Annotated in this window: 13 protein-coding genes and 1 tRNA gene; 7 read left to right on the forward strand and 7 right to left on the reverse strand. The window is 71.5% G+C overall.

Translation table 11 applies throughout. From position 1 onward, the window contains the following. Positions 1–217: 217 nt before the first annotated feature. Positions 218–1897, reverse strand: coding sequence for a Stk1 family PASTA domain-containing Ser/Thr kinase (gene pknB, locus AOA12_RS00490; RefSeq protein WP_054678658.1), 1680 nt, complete (start codon positions 1895–1897; stop codon positions 218–220). 67 nt (positions 1898–1964) lie between these two features. Here pknB and AOA12_RS00495 point away from each other — a divergent pair, with 67 nt between their 5' ends. Next, on the forward strand, positions 1965–3476 hold the full coding sequence (locus tag AOA12_RS00495) for an IS1182 family transposase (RefSeq protein ID WP_442922247.1): 1512 nt from the start codon (positions 1965–1967) through the stop codon (positions 3474–3476). 195 nt (positions 3477–3671) lie between these two features. Here AOA12_RS00495 and AOA12_RS00500 read toward each other — a convergent pair whose 3' ends face one another. The 6 genes from AOA12_RS00500 to AOA12_RS23465 all read right to left on the reverse strand — a co-directional run bounded on the left by AOA12_RS00500 (position 3672) and on the right by AOA12_RS23465 (position 11196). Then, on the reverse strand, positions 3672–5474 hold the full coding sequence (locus tag AOA12_RS00500; RefSeq protein WP_082405831.1) for a serine/threonine-protein kinase: 1803 nt from the start codon (positions 5472–5474) through the stop codon (positions 3672–3674). Continuing rightward, positions 5471–6925, reverse strand: coding sequence for a peptidoglycan D,D-transpeptidase FtsI family protein (locus AOA12_RS00505; RefSeq protein WP_054678660.1), 1455 nt, complete (start codon positions 6923–6925; stop codon positions 5471–5473). Before AOA12_RS00505 ends, AOA12_RS00500 begins: the two co-directional genes overlap by 4 nt. Before the next feature lie 400 nt (positions 6926–7325). Then, positions 7326–8702: an FtsW/RodA/SpoVE family cell cycle protein gene (locus AOA12_RS00510; protein WP_054678663.1), complete on the reverse strand. Its 1377-nt coding sequence runs from the start codon at positions 8700–8702 to the stop codon at positions 7326–7328. Next, entirely contained in the window at positions 8699–9943 is a 1245-nt protein-coding gene (locus AOA12_RS00515) for a Stp1/IreP family PP2C-type Ser/Thr phosphatase (RefSeq protein ID WP_054678666.1), read from the reverse strand. The genes AOA12_RS00510 and AOA12_RS00515 overlap by 4 nt, the downstream gene beginning before the upstream one ends. Positions 9944–9952: 9 nt before the next feature. Then, positions 9953–10471: an FHA domain-containing protein FhaB/FipA gene (locus AOA12_RS00520; RefSeq protein WP_054678669.1), complete on the reverse strand. Its 519-nt coding sequence runs from the start codon at positions 10469–10471 to the stop codon at positions 9953–9955. Next, positions 10468–11196 carry an FhaA domain-containing protein gene (locus AOA12_RS23465; RefSeq protein ID WP_054678673.1) on the reverse strand — a complete coding sequence of 243 codons (729 nt, stop codon included), beginning with the start codon at positions 11194–11196 and terminating at the stop codon, positions 10468–10470. Before AOA12_RS23465 ends, AOA12_RS00520 begins: the two co-directional genes overlap by 4 nt. A gap of 140 nt (positions 11197–11336) precedes the next feature. Here AOA12_RS23465 and AOA12_RS00530 point away from each other — a divergent pair. The 6 genes from AOA12_RS00530 to AOA12_RS00555 all read left to right on the forward strand — a co-directional run bounded on the left by AOA12_RS00530 (position 11337) and on the right by AOA12_RS00555 (position 16509). Then, positions 11337–11420: transfer RNA gene (locus tag AOA12_RS00530), tRNA-Leu, on the forward strand. Positions 11421–11967: 547 nt separating this feature from the next. Then, the gene (locus AOA12_RS00535; RefSeq protein ID WP_231637149.1) at positions 11968–12501 is read left to right on the forward strand and encodes a PadR family transcriptional regulator; all 534 of its coding nucleotides are present in this window, start codon (positions 11968–11970) and stop codon (positions 12499–12501) included. Further along, positions 12498–13178: an ABC transporter ATP-binding protein gene (locus tag AOA12_RS00540; protein WP_054678679.1), complete on the forward strand. Its 681-nt coding sequence runs from the start codon at positions 12498–12500 to the stop codon at positions 13176–13178. Before AOA12_RS00535 ends, AOA12_RS00540 begins: the two co-directional genes overlap by 4 nt. Further along, positions 13175–15367 (forward strand): ABC transporter permease, encoded by a 2193-nt coding sequence (locus tag AOA12_RS00545; protein WP_054678681.1) that lies wholly within the window; start codon positions 13175–13177, stop codon positions 15365–15367. Before AOA12_RS00540 ends, AOA12_RS00545 begins: the two co-directional genes overlap by 4 nt. A gap of 167 nt (positions 15368–15534) precedes the next feature. Continuing rightward, positions 15535–15741 carry a cold-shock protein gene (locus tag AOA12_RS00550; RefSeq protein WP_054678686.1) on the forward strand — a complete coding sequence of 69 codons (207 nt, stop codon included), beginning with the start codon at positions 15535–15537 and terminating at the stop codon, positions 15739–15741. Between the two features lie 153 nt (positions 15742–15894). Then, entirely contained in the window at positions 15895–16509 is a 615-nt protein-coding gene (locus AOA12_RS00555) for a TetR/AcrR family transcriptional regulator (RefSeq protein WP_054678689.1), read from the forward strand. Positions 16510–16798: the final 289 nt, after the last annotated feature.

Below are 16798 nucleotides of genomic sequence, written 5' to 3' on the forward strand. Positions count from 1 at the left end.
GCGCGCAGCGCGCGTATCGAAACCCATCTAGCGGACCGTGACAGGGGTCTCGATACGCTCGCGGCTCCGCCGCGAGCACTCGACCAGCGGGAGTGGGAGGCGGGGTTCTGCGGTGTGAGGTGCACCCACCCCCGCTGGTTGAGTAGCGCGCGCAGCGCGCGTATCGAAACCCCTCCCACGGCCCGCGGCACTGACACGCCGCGCAGAGGCTCCCGGGTCAGCCCGTGCAGACGGTGAGGGTGACGGTCGAGCCGATGGGCACGTCGCCGACGGGCGACTGCAGCTCGACCATGGGCGGATCGGTGCGGGGGCAGTCGGCCTTTTCGGCGCGGGCGGTGACGAGGCCCAGGTCGCTGATGATCGACTCGGCGGCCTCCACCGAGTAGCGCCGCCCCGACATGTCGCCCACGGTGACCTTGCCGCTCGCGACCACGAGGTTCACGCGCGTGCCACGCTCGACCTCCGCACCGGCCTCGTGGTCGGCCGAGAGCACGACGTCGGCGGCGATCAGCGGGTCGTTCTGCGACCGCACGGTGCCGAGCGTCAGCCCCGCCTTCTCGAGCGCGGCCACGGCCTCGGCGCGATTGAGGGAGACGAGCGTCGGCACCTTCACGAGCTCCTGCCCCGACGAGATCGAGACGATGATCTCGGTCTTCGCCTCGACCGACGTCCCCGCCTCGGGGTCGGTGCGGATCACGGCGCCCTTCTCGACCTCGCCGCTGCTCTCGTCGACGCGCTTGGCGAGCAGGTCGACGTCGAACAGCGCCTTCTGCGCCTCGTCCCACGTCATGCCCGCGGTCGACGGCACCACCCGCGCGTTCGACGGGATCGCCTCGACGGGGCGGAACGACGTCACCCAGATCGCGATCGAGATGAGCATGACGGCGAGCACCGCGACGCCTGCCCAGATCCACGCGACCGGCGGCCCCGACTGCGTGCGGCGCACCGTCGTGTCGGTGCTCAGCTGCCGCAGCGAGCGCGCGGTCTCGGCGGCCTGCTGCGGGCTCGGCCCGTACAGCTCGCTCGACAGCGCCTCGACCTGCCGCTTGGTCGGCTCGCGGCCGTCGCGTGCGGCGTCGAGCGCCTCGCGAAAGGAGGCGGCGTCCTGAAACCGCTGAAAGGGGTCTTTCGCGAGCGCGCGCAGCACGACGGCATCCATCGCCCTCGGCACCGTCTCGAGGACCTCCGACGGCGGCTCGGGCTGCTCGCTCACGTGCTGGTAGGCGACCGCGACGGGGGAGTCGCCGCGAAACGGCGGGCGGCCCGTGAGCAGCTCGTACAGCACGATGCCCGCGGAGTAGAGGTCGGCGCGCGCGTCGACGGGCTCGCCCTTCGCCTGCTCGGGCGAGAAGTACGACGCGGTGCCGATGATCGCGGTCGTCTCGGCGACCGTCGACGACGAGTCGGACACGGCCCGCGCGATGCCGAAGTCCATCACCTTGATCTGGCCGCGCGGCGTGACCATGACGTTGCCGGGCTTGATGTCGCGGTGCACGACGCCGGCGCGGTGCGAGTACTCGAGCGCCTCGAGGATGCCGTCGACGTAGCGCAGCGCGTCGGCCTGCGACACGGGTCCGGCGGCGATGATGTCGCGCAGCGTCGTGCCCTCGACGAGCTCCATCACGATGTAGGGGAGCGGCCGGTCGTTCTCGACCTCTTCGCCCGCGTCGAACACGCGCACGATCGCCGTGTGCGACATGCGCGACGCGGCCTGCGCCTCGAGCCGGAACCGCGTGCGGAACGCGTTGTGGTCGGCGAGCTCGCGCTGCAGGATCTTGATCGCGACGGGACGCCCGAGCGTCAGATCGTACCCTCGGTAGACGGTCGCCATGCCGCCGCGGCCGATCAGCTCGTCGACGCGGTAGCGGCCCGAGAGCACGCGGGAACCTGCGGTCACTTCACTCCCTGAACTGGTCGTGGCCAGCCTAGGTGCGTGGGTCAGATCCTTCCGTTAACGCGCCGGGGTGAATCCGGTGGATAGCGCGGGGTGCTGGGAGAATCGATTCATGACGGTGACTGCCAGCCTGGAGGGTCTGTTCGAGGTCGAGCCGGGTGAGGCGCGGGCGCCGGGCTCGGCTGCACCGGCGGGTGCGGGCAAGACGTTCCGTGGGTATGACCAGGGGCAGTGTTTCCTGCTCCCGCCGAGTCTGGATGACTGGCTGGACGAGGATGATGAGGCCCGGTTCATCTCCGAGGTCGTCGAAGAGCTCTTGGATCTGACGCCGGTCTACGCGTCGTACGCGTCCGCCTCGGGTGCGCCTCCGTATGACCCGCGGATGATGTTGAAGCTGCTGCTGTTCGCGTACGCGACGGGCGTGACCTCGTCTCGTGAGTTGGAGCGGCGCTGCAAGCGCGATATCGCCTTCCGGTGGCTGTCGGGCAACCAGGCGCCCGACTACCGGTCGCTGGCCCGGTTTCGTCGGCGTCACCTGGATGCCCTGCCGGGGTTGTTCCTGCAGGTGCTGCGGGTCTGCGCGGAGGCGGGGCTGGTGCGGTTGGGGCGTGTCGCGCTGGATGGCACGAAGCTGGCCGCGAACGCGTCGCGGCATAAGGCGATGAGCTACGACCGGATCGTGCCGAAGATCGATCAGCTCCAAGCCGAGGTCGCTGCGCTGCTCGCCGAGGCGGAGGCGGTCGATGAGGCCGAGGATCAGCAGTTCGGCCAGGACCGGCGCGGGGACGAGGTCGCCCCGGAGCTGGCCCGCCGTGAGGGGCGCCTGGCAAAACTACGTGCCGCGAAGGACGCGATCGAGGCCGACGCCGCCGAGAAGGCGGCAGCCGTAGCGCGGAAGAAGGCCGACGCCGCCGGTCAGCCCCCTGAACAGGCCGACGCGGCCGTCGCGACTGCAGTGGACACGGCGGCGCCGAAGCCGAAAGCGCAACGCAATTTCACCGATCCTGAGGCGCGGATGATGAAGACGGTCCGCGGCTTCGATTACGCGTTCAACGCGCAGGCCGTTGTCGATGAGGGCCACCAGATCGTGCTGAGCGCCGAGGTCACCCAGCAGGCCACCGATATCCAGCAGTTCGTCCCGATGGCCGAGCAGACCCTACGGAACCTCGACGCGGCAGGAATCGAGCGTTCCCCAGAGGTCGTCCTCGCTGACGCGGGCTACTGCTCGGAAGCCAACCTCGAAGCCGCCGACGATCTGGACGCACAGGTGTTGATCGCGACGGGACGGCAACGTCACGGCGAGAGCTTCCCTACCGCCGGCGCCCCGGACCCGGCCCCAGAGGACGCGAGCCGGCGGGAGCGGATGGCGCACGCGCTGCGCACCGAGCAGGGCCGCACCGACTACGCGCGCCGCAAAGCCATCGTTGAACCCGCGTTCGGGCAGATGAAGACCCGGCAAAACGCCGGACAGCTCCGGCTACGCGGACTCGCCGGCGCCCAAGGCGAATGGCTACTCCACACGATCTGCCACAACCTCCGCAAGCTCCGCGTCGCTACAGCCGCCGGGCTGGCGCCCGCATAGGCCTCCCCAGGGGTCCCGGGGCGTCACAGCACGCACCGACAGTCGCCACGAGCCCCTCGCCGTGCGATCCCGCACGCTCTCACACCGCAACGGCCCGCCCGTTCCCGTTCGCGACCGTCAGCGCGCGATGCCAGAGTCAACGCCGCGCGCCACGCCACCCGATTCTGACCCGCGCACCTAGTGGACGAGCCTGAGTCAGCCCTCAGAGACGGCGGACCCGTCGTCCGCGTGACCGGTGTCGCCCGACGTCAGCAGCCACCACAGACGCTGCGCGTCGGGCAGCGCCTCGGGAGTGGGCTCGGGCGAGGAGGGCTCGCTCGGCATCGGATCGGGCGTCGGCGTGGGTGTGGCGGGCGTGATGCTCGCGGTCGCCGTGGGGGAGGCGCTGGTCTCGCGCGTGGCCCCGTCGTCGCGGCGGCACGTGACCGTGTACGAGACCTGCAGCTGGCCCTCGCCGGTGACCTCGATCTGCGCCGAGGTGGCGCCCATCATCGTGACGTCGCCGCCGTCGACGAACACGTTGTAGTGAGCCTCGCCGGCGCCCGTGGGGCAGGCGTAGGCCGGCCACGAGACGTCGACGCGCGTGCCGGCCGTGACGGTGCCGGGCAGCGACGGCGCCTCGGTCGGCGCGGGCATGTCGACAGCCGTGCTGTACACGGTGAGCGTCACGCGGTCGTCCTTGACGAGGTTTCCGCTGAACGGGTTGGTGCGGTACACCTTGCCCTCGTCCTCGGGGAGGAACGCGGCATCCCCCGTCTCGCAGTTCGCGGTGGCGCCCACGGCCTCGACGGCCGCCCGCGCCTCGTCGCACGTCTTGCCGACCAGCTCGAGCGACTCGATCGCGATGGGCGTCGGCGTGGGCGTCGCGGTCGGCGTGGGCGTCGGCGTGACGGTGGGGCTCGGCGACGTGGGCGGCGGCTCGGGGGTGTCGCTGTTCGAGTTGATCAGGGCGAACACCGTGCCGCCGAGGACGATGAGCAGCAGCGCGATGAGCGCGACGAGCGGCCACGTCCACGGGCTGCGCTTGCGCGGCGGGGCGACGACCGCGGGCGCCGTCGCCGTCGAGAGCGGCATGAGGCGCGTCGTGTCCTCGCCCGACGGCGTGAGCAGCTGGGTGACCTCGTCGACGGGTGCGCCCGTGCCGGCGATCGCGGGCACGATCGCGGCGGCCGCGGCGACGTCTCCGCGTCGCAGCGCCGACGCCGCGCGCGCGACCGCGGCGGCCGTCGGGGGACGGTCGGCGGGCTTCTTGGCGATCATCGAGAGCACCAGCTGCTGCACGGGGCCGGGAACGGTCGCCGGCAGCGGCGGCGGGGTGTCGTTGATCTGCGCCATCGCGATCGCGACCTGCGACTCGCCCGTGAAGGGACGCTTGCCGGCCAGCGACTCGTAGGCGACGATGCCGAGCGAGTAGATGTCGGTCGCGGGGGATGCCGGGTGGCCCGACGCCTGCTCGGGCGACAGGTACTGCACGGTCCCCATGACCTGGCCGGTCGCGGTGAGCGGCACCTGGTCGGCGATGCGCGCGATGCCGAAGTCGGTGATCTTGACGCGCCCGTCGGGCGTGATGAGCAGGTTGCCGGGCTTGATGTCGCGGTGCACGAGGCCCGCGGCGTGCGCGGCCTGCAGCGCCGCGCTGGTCTGCGCGACGACGTCGAGCGTCTTGTCGGTCGAGAGCGTGCCCTCGCGCTCGAGGATGGTCGACAGCGCCTCGCCGGGGACGAGCTCCATCACGAGGAACGCGGAGCCGTTCTCCTCGCCGTAGTCGAACACGCTCGCGATGCCCTCGTGGTTGACGAGCGCGGCGTGCCGGGCCTCGGCGCGGAAGCGCTCGAGGAAGCCGGGATCGCCCATGTACTCGTCTTTGAGGATCTTGATCGCCACCGTGCGGCCGATGACGTGATCGGTCGCCTCCCAGACCTCGCCCATGCCGCCGATGGCGATGCGCGAATCCAACTCGTAGCGTCCGCCGAAGCTCACACCCTGCGCCGGTCTCATCTGCTCAGCACCGCCTCAATGACTCTCTTCGCGATGGGCGCCGCGATCTCGTTGCCCGTGGCCTGCTGTCCCATCCCGCCCCCGTTCTCGATCATCACGGTGACGACGACCTCGGGTGTATCCGCGGGCGCGAACCCCGTGAACCACACCGTATAGGGATCATCGGGACCGTGCTCTGCCGTGCCGGTCTTCCCGGCCACATCGACGCCCTCTATTCTTGCACCGCTCGCCGCGCCGTTGGAGACGTTGTCGACCATCATCGCCGCGAGCTGCGCCGCGACCTTCGCGTCGATCGCCTCCGCGAACTGGGTGCTCTCGTACTGCTCCTGCCAGGAGAGGTCGGGAGCGGCCACGAGATCGACCATGCGCGGGTTCATCAGCACGCCGCGGTTCGCGATCGCCGCCGACACCATCCCGATCTGCAGCGGCGTCGCGAGCACGTCGCCCTGGCCGAAGCCCGACAGCGCCGTGAAGGCGTCGTCCGCGGTCGGCGGGTACACCGACGCCGTCGACGACACGGGCAGGTCGAACGACGTGTTGAAGCCGAACAGCTCGGCCTGCGCGCGGATCTCGTCGTCGCCGAGGGCGACCGCGAGCTCCGCGAACGGGATGTTGCAGCTGAGCCGCAGCGCGTCGGCGAGCGTCACGGTCTCGCCGGGACCGCACGGGCCGTTGTCGTGGTTGTAGACGAGGCTCGTCGACCCCGGCAGCTGCCACGACGTGGGGTTCGGGAACGTCGACTGCGGTGTGTACCGGCCCGACGCGAGGGCCGTGGCGGCCACGACGAGCTTGAACGTCGAGCCGGGCGGGTTGAGGTCGCCGCCGATCGCGCGGTTGAAAAGCGGGTCGAGCGGGTCGTCGACGAGCTGCTGGTACGCCTCGTCGACCGCCACGGTGTCGTGCGACGCGAGCAGGTTCGTGTCGAAGCTGGGGCTCGTGACCATCGCGAGCACCTCGCCGGTGGGGGTCGTCGCGATGATCGCGCCCTCGTAGTCGCCCAGCGCCTCGAACGCGGCGGCCTGGACGGCGGGGTCGAGCGTGAGCACGACGTTCGCGCCGCGCGGCGGCTGGCCGCTGATCACGCGCTCCAGCCGGGCGAGCAGCTGCGTCGCGGCGGTGCCCGACAGCACGCTGTTCATCGCCTGCTCCAGGCCCGTCGCGCTCGTGAGCACGGGGTTGATGTATCCCGTGACGGGCGCCCACATGAGGGCGTCGGTGTACTGCCGCTGCCAGCTGTACAGGTCGCCGCTCGGCACCGAGGTCGCGATGACGCTCTCGCCCGCGAGGATCGCGCCGCGCTGCACCTCGAAGGAGTCGTACAGCGCGCGGCGGTTGTGCGGGTTCTCGTGCAGCTCGTTGGCGCCGATCGCCTGGATGTAGCTCGTCGACCCGAACAGCGCCAGGAACATCACGAGCATCACGATGCTGAGACGGCGAAGCTCCTTCGTCATCCCCGGCACCCCCTCGAGCCGGCCTCACCCTTCGCTGGTTGAGTAGCGGCCGGAGGCCGCGTATCGAAACCCGTGTGACGGTCCGTGGGAGGGGTCTCGATACACCGCGTCTGCGGCGCGGCACTCGACCAGCGGGGTGATGCGCCGGCGCGGCCGGCGGGGCCCGGCCGGCGGGGTGGGAGGAGGAGGGCGTGCGTCTCCACCGCTGGTTGAGTAGCGGCCGGAGGCCGCGTATCGAAACCCGTGTAGCGGTCTGTGGGAGGGGTCTCGATACGCCGCGTCTGCGGCGCGGCACTCGACCAGCGGGGTGATGCGCCGATGCTGCCGGAGGCACTCGACCGGCGGGATGGTGCGCCGGGGCGGCCGGGGGCACTCGACCGGCGGGGGTGGGTCAGCGTCATCAGCCGATCACCACCCGGGGGCGGGAGCGCACGGCATCCGAGATGCGCAGCAGCAGGGCGACGATGATCCAGTTGGCCACGAGCGATGAGCCTCCCGCCGCGAGGAACGGCGTGGTCAGCCCCGTCAGGGGGATGAGGCGGGTGACGCCGCCGACCATGATGAACACCTGCAGCGCGATCGTGAACGAGAGCCCCGTCGCGAGCAGCTTGCCGAAGTCGTCCTGCCCCGCGATGCCGATGCGGATGCCGCGGCTCGTGAACACCATGTAGAGGCACAGGATCGCGAACACGCCCACGAGGCCCAGCTCCTCGCCCAGGCTCGGGAAGATGTAGTCGCTCTCGGCGAGCGGCGTGAGGTCGGGGCGCCCGCGTCCGAGGCCCGTGCCGAAGAACCCGCCCTCCGCGAGGCCGAAGATGCCGGTCACGAGCTGCATGGACGAGTTGTCCATGAGGTCGGGGTTGAAGGCGTCGAGCCAGTTCTCGAACCGCGCCCCCACGTAGGGCAGGAAGCGCGAGGCGAGGAACGCGCCCGCCGACACCAGCACGAGGCCGATCACGACCCAGCTGGTCTTGCCCGTGGCGACGTAGATCATCGCGACGAACATGCCGAACAGCAGCAGGCCTGTGCCCAGGTCGCGCTGCAGCACGATGATGCCGAGCGACGCGAGCCACACGACGAGCACGGGGCCGAGCTCGCGCGCCCGCGGCCAGGTGATGCCGAGGAACCGCGTGCCCACCGAGGCGAGCGACTCGCGCGTGCGCACGAGGTAGCCCGCGAAGAAGATCGCGAGGGCGATCTTGGCCAGCTCGCCGGGCTGGAACGAGACGATGCCGCCGATCGAGACCCACACGTCGGCGTTCGCGTCGGTGCCGAGCCCCGGGACGTACGGCAGCAGCAGGAGGAGGATGCCGGAGAGCCCGAACAGGTACGTGTAGCGGAACAGCACGCGGTAGTTGCGCAGCAGCACGACGACGGCGATCGCCGCGATGATCGCGATCGCGAGCCACGCGAGCTGCCGCGTCGAGTACGCCGTCCAGCCCGTGTAGTCCTCGGCGATGTCGAGGCGGTAGATCATCGCGAGGCCGAGGCCCGACAGCACCGTCGCGATCGGCACGACGAACGGGTCGGCGTCGCGGGCGCGCAGGCGCAGCACGATGTGCAGGGCGAGCACGAGCACCGACAGGCCCCCGCAGTAGTACAGGAAGGTGGGGTCGATCTGGCCGTGGGCGCCGAGCTGCACGAGCGCGACCGTGCTCGCGTTGATCGCGAACGCGAACACGAGCAGCCACAGCTCGCGGTTGCGCTGCGTCTGCGGCATCCGCAGCTTGCGCAGCGCGTTCAGCACGCTCGTGTCGGCCTGGACGGGGGCGCTCATCGGCTCTCCTCCCTCGTCGCCGGGGTGAGCGACTGCACGATGCTCTCGGCGTGCTCGAGCGACCGCGCGGAGATGGTGTTCTCGACCTCGAGGCGCTGGTAGAACGGCAGATCCTCGAGCCGGATGTTCGTGTCCTCGTAGACCGACGACAGCGAGAGCGGGCCGATGTCCTGCTGGATGCCGCGGAAGATCACGACCGTGTCGTCGTCGGTGCCGACGAAGTAGCGCGTCTGCGTCCACTGGTAGCCACCGATCGCCGCCGCCGCGAGCACCGCGAGCACGAGGACGAAGCCCACGACCCACCACCGGCGGCGCCCGCGGGCGCGGCGCCGGTCCTCCTCGATGAGCTCTTCGAGGTACTCGGCCGCCGGCTCGAAGTGCGTCGGCTCGTTGGCCGCCTGGCGGCCCGGGTGCAGCCAGCCGGTGCGGCTGGGGCGGGCGATCGCGGTGATCGCGACGCCCTCGGGCGTCGACGCCGAGCCGACGATGGTCGGGGTGCCGCTGAAGAGGGGGTGCTTGCCGCCCACGTCGACGAGCACGATCGTGACGTTGTCGGGGGCACCGGCATCCAGCGCCTGCTTGAGCAGCAGATCGGCCGTGCGGCCCGGAGCCAGGCCCTGCGCGAGCGTCTTCGCGGTGTGCGCGTCGTCGACCACGCCGCACAGGCCGTCGGAGCACAGCAGCCAGCGGTCGCCGGGACGGGTCGGCATGATGAACGTGTCGACCTCGGGGTCGGGCGACATGTCGCCGAGCACGCGCATGAGCACGGAGCGCCGCGGGTGGTAGCGGGCCTCCTCGGGGGTGATGCGGCCCGTGTCGACGAGACGCTGCACGAAGGTGTGGTCGGTCGTGATCTGGGTGAGCGCGCCGTCGCGCAGCAGGTACACGCGCGAGTCGCCGATGTGGGCGATCACGGCGTAGTCGTCGACCATCACGATCGCGCAGACCGTGGTGCCCATGCCCGCGAGCTCGGGGCGCTCGGCGACCGTGTCGATGAGCTCGGCCGCGGTGTCGGTGATCGCCTCGCGCAGGGCCGTTTCGGCCTCGGTCGTCGAGGTGAACGGCAGGTCGAGCTCCTTCAGCCGGTGCACTGCGAGGCTCGACGCGACGTCGCCGCCCGCGTGCCCGCCCATGCCGTCGGCGACGACGAACAGGTTGGAGCCGCAGTAGCCGGAGTCCTGATTGTTCGCACGGACCTTGCCGGTGTGCGAGATCGCGGCGCTCGACCCTTCGAAGACCATCGGATCGGGTTACTTCCGCAGCTCGAACGTCGTCGCGCCCACCTTGATGGGGGCGTCCACGCGCACGGGGACGGGTGCCGCGACGCGCTCGCCGTCGTGCCACGTGCCGTTGCGGGAGTCGAGGTCCTGCAGCATCCACTGCTCGCCCCACAGCAGCAGGCGCGCGTGGTGGCTGGAGGTGTAGTCGTCGCGGATCACGAGGCCCGACTCGCTGGAGCGGCCGATCGTGAGCGGCTCGTCGCCGAGCGGCAGCTCGAGGCCGGCCTTGGGGCCGCTCGTGATGACGATGCGCGACACGGCGTCGCGGGTCGCGAGCCGGCTGCCCTTCGCGGGCTTCGGCGCCTTGGGCTCCTTCGCGGGCCTCGGGTCCTTCGCGACGGGGGCGGGCGCCGGCGTCTGCGACGGCGGCATCTTGCGCACGCGCACGCCGAACACGTCGGCGCGCAGCGAGTAGACGACGGCGAAGACGAAGAACCACAGCAGGATGAGGAAGCCGATCTGCAGCAGCAGCAGCGACAGGTCGGTCACGAGGCGCCTCCCAGGGGGTACGAGCGCGTCGCGTCGTCGGGCGGCGCGGGGCGCGACGGCGCGGCCTGCGCGACGACGCGGAACCGGATCTCGGTGCGCCCGACCGTGAAGACGGCGTCGGGCGGCAGCGGCGCGTTGCCGATGCGGCGGCCGTCGAGCAGCGTGCCGTTGGTCGAGCCGAGGTCGCGCACCATGGCGCGCTCGCCGTCCCAGAGCACCTCGACGTGCCGGCGGCTCGCGCCCGAGTCGTCCAGCGTGATGTCGGCGTCGGAGCCGCGGCCGATGACGGTGCGCGCCTTCGCGAGGGGATGCCGGATGCCGGCGATCTCGAGCACGCCGTGCCACGACACGTCGCCGACGGCGGTCGCCGACGCCACGCCGACGGTGCCGGTCGCGCGCTGCGGGTCGGCGACGAGCGAGATCGTCACGGGCCCCGCGAAGCTGAACCCCTGCGTGCTCGCGTGCGCCGCGACGAGGCGGCTGAGCTCGTCGTCGAGCGCGCTGCCCAGCGAGCGCATGCGCTCGGCGTCGTCGTTCGACAGGCTCACGGTGAACGCGTTGGGCGCGAGGATGCGGTCGCGGCTGACCACGGCGGCCTTCGCGTCGATCTCCGCGCGCAGGGCCGACGCGATCTCGACCGGCTGGATGCCGCTGCGGAAGGTCTTCGCGAACGCGCTGTTCACGGCGCGCTCAAGACCCTTCTCGAAGCTGTCAAGTAGTCCCACGGGGCTCCTTCGGGCATGCCTGTCGGTCCGTACATGGTAGTTGCATACCCTGAACGCGCACCTGTGCGCTGCCGATGACGGACATCGATCGTCGCACAAGCGTGATATCCTCGGAAAGTTGAGTCCGTGAGAGCGGATTCGCGCGAGTGGCGGAATAGGCAGACGCGCTGGCTTCAGGTGCCAGTGCCCGAAAGGGCGTGGGGGTTCAACTCCCCCCTCGCGCACAGCAGTTCGATCCCCGTCCCGGGCCCCCGGGACGGGGATCGTCTCGTTTCCGGCCGCCCTTCCGGTCGCCCGCGCCTGCCTCGCGGGCATCCGCCGTCGCACATCTTGTGGGCGCTTGTCGCCGCTTGAGCCGCGCGGTCGTGACGACGAGCGCCCACGATCTCCGCCGGTCCATGAATGATGGGCGCTTGTGGCTGCTTCCCGGCGCGTGAAGCGCCCAGAAGCGCCCACCATCTGGAGACCCCGCAGGCCGCTGAACGCCTGCTCCGCGGTCTGGATGCCGCGTGTGCCGCGTGTGCGCGCGACGTATCTCGTGGGCGCTTGTGGTCGCGTCGGCGCGGTGATGGCGGCATCCACTGTCCACGATCCGCGGGCGGTGGCGAACAGTGGGTGCTCGTGGTCGCCTTGCGGGGCGGGAAGCGGCGACGGGCGCCCACAAGGACGGGCGCCCACAAGTTCGACCCGGCGGTCGGTGCCGCGGCGCCGCGGCGGGTTCGGCACGGGCAGGGTGTTGCGATCTATACATCAGGTGTATACGCTCTGTGTATGGGTTCCATGGACAATTCGACGGTGCTGCTCGGGCTGCTGGGCACGGGGCCGAGCTACGGGTACGACCTGAAGCACGGATACGACCGGCTGTTCGGCGCGGAGAAGCCGCTCGCGTTCGGGCAGGTGTACGCGACGCTCGCCCGCCTCCTGCGCAGCGGGCTGATCGAGCTGCTCGGCGACGAGGCCGGCGCGGGCCCCGACCGCAAGCGCTACGAGATCACGCCGGAGGGCCGCACCAAGGTCGCCGAGTGGCTGTTCGCGCCCGATGCGCCCTCGGGATCCCTGCAGAGCAACCTCTTCGCGAAGACCGTCATCGCGCTGCTGCTCGGCGACGACGCCGAGGCTCTCCTCGACGTGCAGCGGGCCGAGCACCTGGCGCGCATGCGCGAGCTGACCCGCCGCAAGCACGGCGCCGACCTGTCCACCGTGCTGCTGTGCGACCACGCGCTGTTCCACCTCGAGGCCGACCTGCGGTGGATCGACCTCACAGCGGCGCGGCTCGCCGAGCTGCGGGCGGAGGTGCTGTCGTGAGCGACGTGCTGCTGAGCGCCCGCGGCGTGCGGCGCTCGTTCGGGCTCACCGAGGCGCTGCGGGGCGTCGACGTCGACATCCGGGCGGGCGAGATCCTCGCGATCATGGGCCCCTCGGGGTCGGGCAAGTCGACGCTGCTGCACGTGCTGGCCGGCGTGCTCGCACCCGACGAGGGCGCGGTCGAGTACGCGGGCCGCCGCATCGACGCGCTGAACGAGACGGATCGCGCCCGGCTGCGGCTGACCGAGTTCGGCTTCGTCTTCCAGTTCGGGCAGCTCCTGCCCGATCTGTCGGCGGCCGACAACGTCGCGCTGCCGTTGCTGCTCGCGGGCGGATCGCGCCGGGACGCCGCGCGCCAGGCCCGCAGCTGGCTCGAGCGCCTGGGCCTCGCCGACCAGGCCCCGAAGCTGCCCGGCGAGCTCTCGGGCGGACAGGCGCAGCGCGTCGCCGTCGCCCGTGCCCTCGTGACCGCGCCGCGGGTCGTCTTCGCCGACGAGCCGACGGGCTCGCTCGACTCGCTCGCGGCCGAGAAGGTCATGACGACCCTGACCGAGCTCGCCCGGGCATCCGGGACGACCGTCGTGGTCGTCACGCACGACGCGCGCACGGCGTCGTACGCCGACCGCGAGATCGTCGTGCGCGATGGCCGTGTCAGCACCGTCGGGGTGCTCGCGTGAACACGCTCTCGCTCGCCTGGCTGGTCGCGGGCCGGGCGCGGGGCGGCCGGGCGCGCCTCATCGGCACGGCCGCGGGCGTCGCGGTCGGCGTCGCCCTGCTGCTGCTCGTCCTCGCCGCCTACAACGGGCTCACCGATCGCGCGGAGCGCTCGACCTGGACGTATCCGTACGCCGGCGCCGGCGCGACCGCCGTCCAGACGCCCGGCGACGCCACCGTGACCGACGGCGAGGTCCTCGTCTCCAGCATGGGGCAGATGGCCCCGGAGCGCTTCGGCCCGCACGCGATCACGCGCGTCGCGATCGCCTCGACGCCCGGCACGACCGTCGAGGTCCCCGGTGTCGGCGCGCCTCCCGCGCCCGGCACCGCGTACGTCTCGCCCGCGCTCGCCGCGCTCATCGCCTCCGTTCCCGCCGACCAGCTGGGCGACCGCTTCGGCACGATCGCCGGCCTCATCGCCGACGATGCGCTCGCGAGCCCCGACTCCCTCGTCGCCGTCGTCGGCGTCGAGGCGGATGCCGTCGCCGGCCTGCCCGGCACGCTGAGGGTGCGCGCCTTCCAGGGCACGCCCTATCCCAACGAGAGCTATCGCGTGATCGCGATCGTCGGCGGCATCGCCGTGCTGTTCCCCGTGGTCGTGCTCATCGGCATCGTCACCCGCCTCGGCAGCGCCGCCCGCGCCGAGCGCTTCGCCGCGCTGCGGCTCATGGGCGCCACGCCGCACCGGGTGGCATCCGTCGCCGCGATCGAGACCGGTGCCTCGGCGCTCGCCGGCGCCGTCGGCGGCCTCGTGCTGTTCTGGGCGCTCGTGCCGGTGGCATCCCTCTTCTCCATCGAGGACGGACGGTTCTTCGCCGGGGATCTGCACGTCGACCCCGCGACGATCGCGGCCATCGTCGCCGGCACGGTGCTCGTCGCCTCGCTCGTCGCGTACGTCACGGCGCGTCGCGCCGACCTCGGCCCGCTCGGCGCGAGCCGCGAGCGCGCGGAGCGGCGCCCGCGCCTCGTCGCCGTCGTGCCGCTGCTCGCCGGTGTCGCGGGCATGGTCGTCCTGACCCTGCTGTCCATCAGCGGCCGCCCGTTGCCGCGCGCCGACCTGATCCTCGTCGGAGGGTTCGTCGTCGTCGCGGTGGGACTCGTGCTCGCGGGACCCGTGCTCACGGCGGGCGTCAGCCGGCTCCTCGCTGCGGGCGCACGGGGTCCGGCGGGGGTGCTGGCGGCGAACCGCATCCTGCGGCATCCGCGCGCGACGTTCCGCACCGTGAGCGGCCTCGTGCTCGCCGTGTTCGTCGTGTCGGTGTTCGCCGCCGGGATCACGACGGCACGCGTCGACGGCTTCGTCGCGGCGCCGCCCGACGAGCGCCTCGCCGCGAGCGCGCTCGTCGGCCACGTGAGCCTGCACGACGACGACGTCGCAGCGGCGGCGCTCGAGGTCCTCGCGGCGACACCGGGCGTGACGGCGGTCGCGCTGGACCGTTCGCACCCCGACACGGGATCCATCCTGCGTGCGACGGATGCCGCGGCCCTCGGCCTCGCGGTTCCCGACGCCGAATGGGTGCGCGTCGACAACGCGTACTTCACCAACCAGCCCTCGGAGGGCCCGGTCGCCGTCGATCCGGTGCCGGCCGACGTGGCGGCCGAGGCGTGGATCAGCTCCGTGATCGTGCTCACCGACGGCTCGCCGGCGGCGCTGGAGCGGGCGCGCACGGCGCTGCTCACGAGCGACCTCGCGCCGTGGCTGCCGCCGTCGACGCGCGAGGAGGACGCCGGCCACGGCCAGCTGACCTGGGCCGCGCGCTACGCGGGGCTCGCGAACGTCGGCATCCTCATCGCGACCGTCGTCTCCGCGATCTCGCTCGCCGTCTCCACGATCGCGGGCGTGCTCGACCGGCGGCGCACGCTGGGGCTGCTGCGGCTGACGGGGATGCCGGCGTCCGCCCTCCGCCGCATGCTCGCGGCGGAGGCGGCGATCCCGCTCGCGACCGTGTTCGTGCTGTGCGTCGGGCTCGGCTTCGTGGTCGCCTGGACGCTGCTCGCGGGGCTCACGGGCGGACGCCGCACCGTCTCGTGGCCCGACCCCGACTACTACGTGACGATCGCGGTGAGCCTGGCCCTCGCCGCGATCGCGATCGCCGCGACCTTCCGCACCGCCCGCCGCCGCACCGCCCTCCCCGCCACCCGCTTCGAATGACCCGCCCCGTGCCCCCTCCCCGCCGAGATGGCGGGGGGCGCGGGCGATAAGAACTCGTCACATAACCGTTGCCGTAGAGAAACGAAACAGGGGCCCCGGGGCGCCCGTCACCCAGTACCTTAGGAGGTGCCGGGGCACCTGCTCCGGGCAGTTACAGTAAGGCAGTCATGAGCACCAGCGGTACCGTCAAGTGGTTCAACTCGGAGAAGGGCTTCGGCTTCATCGCGCCCGATGAAGGCGGCGCCGACGTCTTCGCCCACTATTCCGCCATCCAGTCGAGCGGCTACCGCTCGCTCGAAGAGAACCAGCGCGTCGAGTTCGACGTGGCCCAGGGCCCCAAGGGCCTGCAGGCAGAGAACATCCGCCCTCTCTGATCTGAGATCAGAGTCAAGGACGGACTGAGGGATGCCGCGAGGCATCCCTCAGTTGTCTTGTCCGCCGTGTGATCCGCGACCCCGCCTCAGGGGCGTTCGCGTCGGCGTCGTCAGGGGAGTGTACGGTACACGTACGCAGGAGAGGACGCCCTGATGAGCCGCACCAAGCCGACGCGCGAAGAGAAGAAGCAGCACACGCGCGAGGGCATTCAGGCCACGGCGATCGAGCTGTTCGAGCAGCGCGGCTACCACGAGACGACGATCGCCGACATCGCCGAGGAGACCGGCGTGGGCCGGCGGACCTTCTTCCGCTACTTCCCCACGAAGGAGTCGCTGCTGTTCTCGAACACCTACTTCGAGGTCGGCCACGAGCTCATCCGCGAGCACCTGATCGCGGGCGCGACGTTCTTCGAGGCCGTGCGGCGGACGTTCTTCGAGCTGGAGCAGCGTCCCCCCGCCGTCGACCTGATGACGGAACGCCGCCGTCGGCTGCGCCGTCGGCTTCTCGACGAGGCGCCGATCCGCGCGCACTACGAGGCCCTGCTGCTCGGCACCGAGCGCCAGATGCGCACGATCCTGCTCGAGCATTTCGGCCCTGACCAGGAGAAGACCGCCTATGTCGCCGCGGCTCTGCTCAGGGCGATCCTGCACTACCACTTCGAGGCCGGCGAGCTCGACCAGGTGTCGCCGAAGCTCGACGAATGGCGCGTCGCGATCGAGTCGGCGCTGTCGACGTTCCCCGTCGTGCCCGACGCCCGCGGTGTCTGAGCCCGACGTCCGCAGCGTCTGACGCCATCGTGCACGACGCCTGATCCCGGCCCGGGCACGGACGTCCGTGCCCGCACGCGAGACCTGAGACGCCCGGGCGGATGCCGCGGGCTTGACACCCGTCGATGACGTCGCCTATCTTTGCGCCAACGAAAAAGTGGCACAGGTGCCACTTTTGACTCCGACGCACCGCCGCTCTTCGCGAGCGCCGACAGAAAGTTCGACGATGAACTCGAGGACCCCCCGTTCGTCCCTCCGCATGCACGACCACGGTTCGCACCGGGCCGGA

This window comes from Microbacterium sp. No. 7 (assembly GCF_001314225.1).
GTDB lineage: Bacteria > Actinomycetota > Actinomycetes > Actinomycetales > Microbacteriaceae > Microbacterium.